General features: G+C 43.6%; 5 protein-coding genes. 1 reads left to right on the forward strand and 4 read right to left on the reverse strand.

Annotated elements, in window-relative coordinates; translation table 11 throughout:
- Nucleotides 1–345 precede the first annotated feature (345 nt).
- A complete protein-coding gene (locus RAC86_RS35400; protein ID WP_009968363.1) occupies nt 346–591 on the forward strand; it encodes a GlsB/YeaQ/YmgE family stress response membrane protein in 246 nt (81 codons plus the stop codon).
- Nucleotides 592–661: 70 nt separating this feature from the next.
- Here RAC86_RS35400 and galT read toward each other — a convergent pair whose 3' ends face one another.
- The 4 genes from galT to slrC all read right to left on the reverse strand — a co-directional run bounded on the left by galT (nt 662) and on the right by slrC (nt 4,534).
- Complete coding sequence (gene galT, locus RAC86_RS35405) at nt 662–2,203, reverse strand: UDP-glucose--hexose-1-phosphate uridylyltransferase (protein ID WP_377886684.1); 1,542 nt, start codon at nt 2,201–2,203, stop codon at nt 662–664.
- A 3-nt stretch (nt 2,204–2,206) separates the two neighbouring features.
- Entirely contained in the window at nt 2,207–3,379 is a 1,173-nt protein-coding gene (locus RAC86_RS35410; protein WP_029318660.1) for a galactokinase, read from the reverse strand.
- Between the two features lie 82 nt (nt 3,380–3,461).
- Entirely contained in the window at nt 3,462–3,845 is a 384-nt protein-coding gene (locus RAC86_RS35415; RefSeq protein WP_377886685.1) for a GtrA family protein, read from the reverse strand.
- A 17-nt stretch (nt 3,846–3,862) separates the two neighbouring features.
- Complete coding sequence (slrC, locus tag RAC86_RS35420; RefSeq protein WP_014478350.1) at nt 3,863–4,534, reverse strand: transcriptional regulator SlrC; 672 nt, start codon at nt 4,532–4,534, stop codon at nt 3,863–3,865.
- Nucleotides 4,535–4,803 lie beyond the last annotated feature (269 nt).

The following is a 4,803-nucleotide window of genomic DNA, read 5'->3' on the forward strand; positions in this document are numbered from 1 at the left end:
TATCTATCGCTTAAGATGAAAAGTTTCTAGTTATTTCCGCATATAAAGTAAAGAAAGATGATGAAGAACTAATTCTGACAAATTAAGGTTTACCACAATAAAAAACTTAGGTCAATCAAAAATTTCATTTTGTTAAACTTTCTAGATAGGAATTATTTTTTCCTCGTCTAGCATATTTTCACACGGTTACCATTTTAACGCATCAAATATTGAAAGAAAAGGCGCAATGAAGAGCCAATATGCTCTGAATTGTCCGTATTTTTTATGAGAGCATCCAGTTGTTTATCTTATACAAAAAAGAGGAATGATATAAGCAAATAAATAAAAAATAGGATGTGTTGCATGATGAGTTTTCTTATTTCACTTATCGTCGCTATTATTATCGGATGGCTTGGAAGCCTGTTTGTAAAAGGAGATATGCCCGGAGGAATTATCGGGTCTATGATCGCAGGTCTTATTGGCGCCTGGATCGGACACGGGCTGCTTGGAACATGGGGGCCGCACCTAGCCGGATTTGCCATTATTCCAGCGGTAATCGGTGCAGCCATTGTTGTCTTTTTAGTAAGCCTGTTAACCAGAAAAAGAGGATAAAAGCAGCAGCACCCGAAGCGTCAGCGCTTTGGGTGTTTGTTTTGCCATAAAAATCGAAAAAGCCTCAACCCTAGCGGTTGAGGCTTTTGACTGGTTTGACGCCCAACTGGTCGATAAACCTTCTGAAGGCCTGTTTTCCTTCCGTTGTCTGTTTAAACACACCGGCGTGTTCAAGAATGCGAGCGAATACATGTCCCAGCTCTTCTTTTATGACTAGATCTGCATTCTCTTTTGTTATGGTTCTTTTTTCCATCATTCGAAGAGCCCATTCACTATGCTTTGCAGTGAGCGGATTTTGTTCTAAGGCTGTTTTCGGATCAGCAGAGCATAGCGCCGCTGCCGTTTCTTTCATTTCCTCCTGTAAGCGGCCCGGCAATATCGCCAATCCCATGACCTCAATCAGGCCGATATTTTCTTTTTTAATATGGTGAACTTCCTTATGGGGATGAAATATTCCTAATGGATGCTCCTCATCCGTCCGGTTGTTCCTCAGTACGATATCGAGTTCGTACAATTCTCCCCTGCGCCGCGCAATCGGTGTGACCGTATTATGGGGCGTATCGCCTGTATAGGCGGCAATGCCGGCTTTTTCATCGGAATACGTCTGCCACGTGCGGAAAATATGGTCAGCAGCTTCGGCGACATGACCCGGTTCGTCTCCTTGGAGCCTGAGCACAGACATCGGCCACTTCACTAAGCCCAGCGACACGCCGGGATAATCATTTAATCCATAAACGTCTTCTGCTTCTGCACGTGCCATTGGAAAATCATGCGCGCCGCCTTGGAAATGATCATGGCTTAGGATGCTGCCGCCGACAATCGGCAGATCCGCGTTTGAACCGATAAAATAATGCGGATACTGCCCGAGAAATGACAGCAGCCTTTCAAATGTTTTTTTGCTGATCTCCATCGGTTCATGTTCACCTTTTAAGACAATGCAGTGCTCTGGATAATAGACATATGGCGAGAATTGCAGGAACCATTGTTCGTCCTCAAGGATGACCGGAATGATTCTGTGATTTTGCCGGGCTGGATGATTCACGCTTCCCTCGAACCCGACATTTTCTTTACACAGCAAACACATCGGATAATTTGTCTGTTCCTGCTCTCTTGCAGCCGCAATCGCTTTCGGGTCCTTTTCAGGCTTTGATAGGTTAATGGTCATTTCCAGCTCGCCATATTCGGTCGGCACCGTCCAATGAACATTTTTGGCGATTCTGTCAGTCCGTATATAATAGACATCCTCTGAATATTGATAGAATTCCTTTGTCGCCTGTTTTGGGCCGTATAATGCTTTTGTCTCTTCAAATTTGCGAATGACCTCTGACGGGGCAGGTACAAAACAGCCCATCAGCTTTGCGCTGAGCAGGTCACGGTACGTATCTGTATCCGCTTCCATTCGTCTGGTTTCGGCAGCCCATTTATAGATGGGAGCGAGCAAGTCCGGCAGGCTTTGTGACTGCTTGATGCAGATGCCGGAGATCGGCTCGGGATGTGTGATGCCCAGCGCTTCATAAAGACGGTTTCTCGTATATTCCCGATCCCAGATCGAAATCAATTTTCGTTCCAGGCCATACTCTAGCAACTGTTCCAGATGTTCAATAATACTCATATGTCACTCCCCCTTTAGTTCTCTCGCTCCCTCTCCGATATCCGCGACATAAAAATCCGCTCGGAGCCCTGTTTTTGCTTGATATCTGTCTCCAACCTTCTGAATAAAATCATCAACGAACTCATCTTTTACAATGCTGATGGTGCATCCGCCAAAGCCTGCTCCCGTCATTCTTGATCCAATTACACCTTCGTGATCCCATGCCGCAAACACAAGCTCATCAAGTTCAGGGCATGTTACTTCATAGTCATCCTTCAATGAAAGGTGGGATTCCTTCATTAACTGCCCGATTTCATCTATATTGTTCTCTTTGAACATATGGGCCGTCTTAATAGCACGATGATTTTCGTATACAGCGTGCTTTGCCCGGCGTCTGTTCGTTTCATTTTGGATCAGGCTGGAATGCGCATCGAAATCAGAAGGCTTGATGTCGCCCAGTGCGGCAATATCGAGGCCTTTTTTCAAATCAAGCAATGCATCATTGCATTCTTGGCGTCTCGTATTATAGCTTGAGTCAGCCAATGTCCTTTTTTTGTTCGTGTTCGCGATGACCAGCGCGAGGCCTGAGACATTGAGTTTGCTATATTCATAGTCAAGCGTGTCGCAGTTCAGCAGCATCGCATGATGTTTTTTCCCCATTCCAATTGCAAATTGGTCCATAATTCCGCAATTGACGCCGATAAAATGGTTTTCCGCATGCTGCGCCATTTTCACAAGCTCAAGCGCATCTACTTCAGGATGAAAATAGCTTCGGAGCACGACCCCCATCAGCAGTTCAATAGAAGCGGAAGACGACAGCCCCGCCCCGTTTGGAATATTCCCTGAAAATACAATGTCAAAGCCATGGGGAACTGCATATCCCCTCTGTTGAAATTCATAAATCACGCCTTTTGGGTAGTTCGCCCAGTCGTCTTCTTTTTGATAGCGAATGTCGTCAAGGCTGCATTCCTTGATGCCTGCGTTTCTAAAGTTATCTGAATACATCCGGACAAGCCCGTCGTTTCTTTCTGCAACAGCAGCATATGTACCCATTGTCAGCGCGCACGGAAATACATGCCCGCCGTTATAGTCTGTATGTTCTCCAATCAGATTCACTCTTCCAGGTGCGAAAAAAAACCGTAACCCCTCTTTTTCTCCGAATACACTTGCAAATATCCCCTTTAGCTCTTCCCGCATGTGCAATCACCTTTCTGGTTTTTATTTTTTATTCCCCTTATTTCTCCATAGAAAACGGCAGATCATATGCTGCTGTCCTCTGTCATACCCCTTCTTCTTTTGTTTTTTTAAAGACGAGCCATTTGCTCGCAGCATAGTTGACGACAACAATGACCGCGTTGTCGAGTATTTTGGCCAAGGTTTCATTTGTATTGAACTGGCTGACAAGAATGATCATCATGCCTAAATCTATGCCGAGAGACAGGACCCGAACGCTGAAAAAAGCAGTGAGCTCTTTCAGCAGGCTCTGCAGATCATGTGTTTTTTGCTGAAACACATATAATTTATTTGTTATGTAAGCAAACAGCACGGACAAAATCCAAGCGGCGACAGTGGCGGCTTTGTAATCCGCATTCATGATCTCTACCAATATATAAAAGCTGGCGATATTCACAATGGTTGTGAAAACCCCCATAATGATATACATAATTATTTCTCTATACTTCACTGATGTTCCTCGCTTTCTGAAAAACTTTTCAAAATTCTTGGCGTCTCGTGCTCTCTGTCTAAAGTGAAAAATACCGAGAGTGCGTCTAAAAAGCTGCGGAAGGTGGCTGGCTGGCCCAATACATATGATTGTTTGATGATTCCGTCGAGGACTGCACATATTATTTTAGCCGTATATTCAGGATCAATACAGGCGTCAATCAGCTTTCTCTCCTTCAGCCACTTAATATATAACACATTTTCTTCCACCCACAATTCGTACAGCCGGACATAGGCCTTGCATTTCTTTAAAACTTTATATGTCGGCATGTTCATGGCAAACGAGGTGATGTCCCACGACGGCTTATTTATGTAATAGGAATAAAGCAGTTCTGCAGCGTGTTTTGCAGCCTCGTCCAATGTCAGCGATTTCACTGACTCCCGCTCCATTTGATCAAGATACCCTATAATGATCTTTTTTTTCATCTGACGTTTTTCGAGAAGGTACAGCAGAAAATCGTCCTTGCTGACAAAATGAACATAAAATGCTCCTTTGCTGTACCCGGCGGCTCTGCTGATATCTTCTACAGAAACCGGATCATACGCTCGGTCAATCAACAAATTCACGCCAGCGTCTATAAAACTTTCAAATGTTGCTTCTCTTTTAATTTGAAATTTGTTTTTTTTCATATTTTTCTCCTGGCGGTAATGATTACCCTTATCTTACACCGGATCAATCTTTAGCGGTATTTATTTCTTTGAACGGTTATGCTATTCGGTTTCCCAGGGGTCATTTTTAATAGGCTAAATGATTTATTTTCATTTACATACTATCCAGTCAGTATTTAATTGTTTATTATTATAAATAAGGTCCATTGGTTATATTAGTCATTTTTTTAGGGAATAGGTAGGTGGTTTTTCCTTCAGTTTGTGAACACCGAGCAACTATGTGTGAATTT

The sequence above is a fragment of the Bacillus sp. LR_5 genome, from assembly GCF_042709275.1.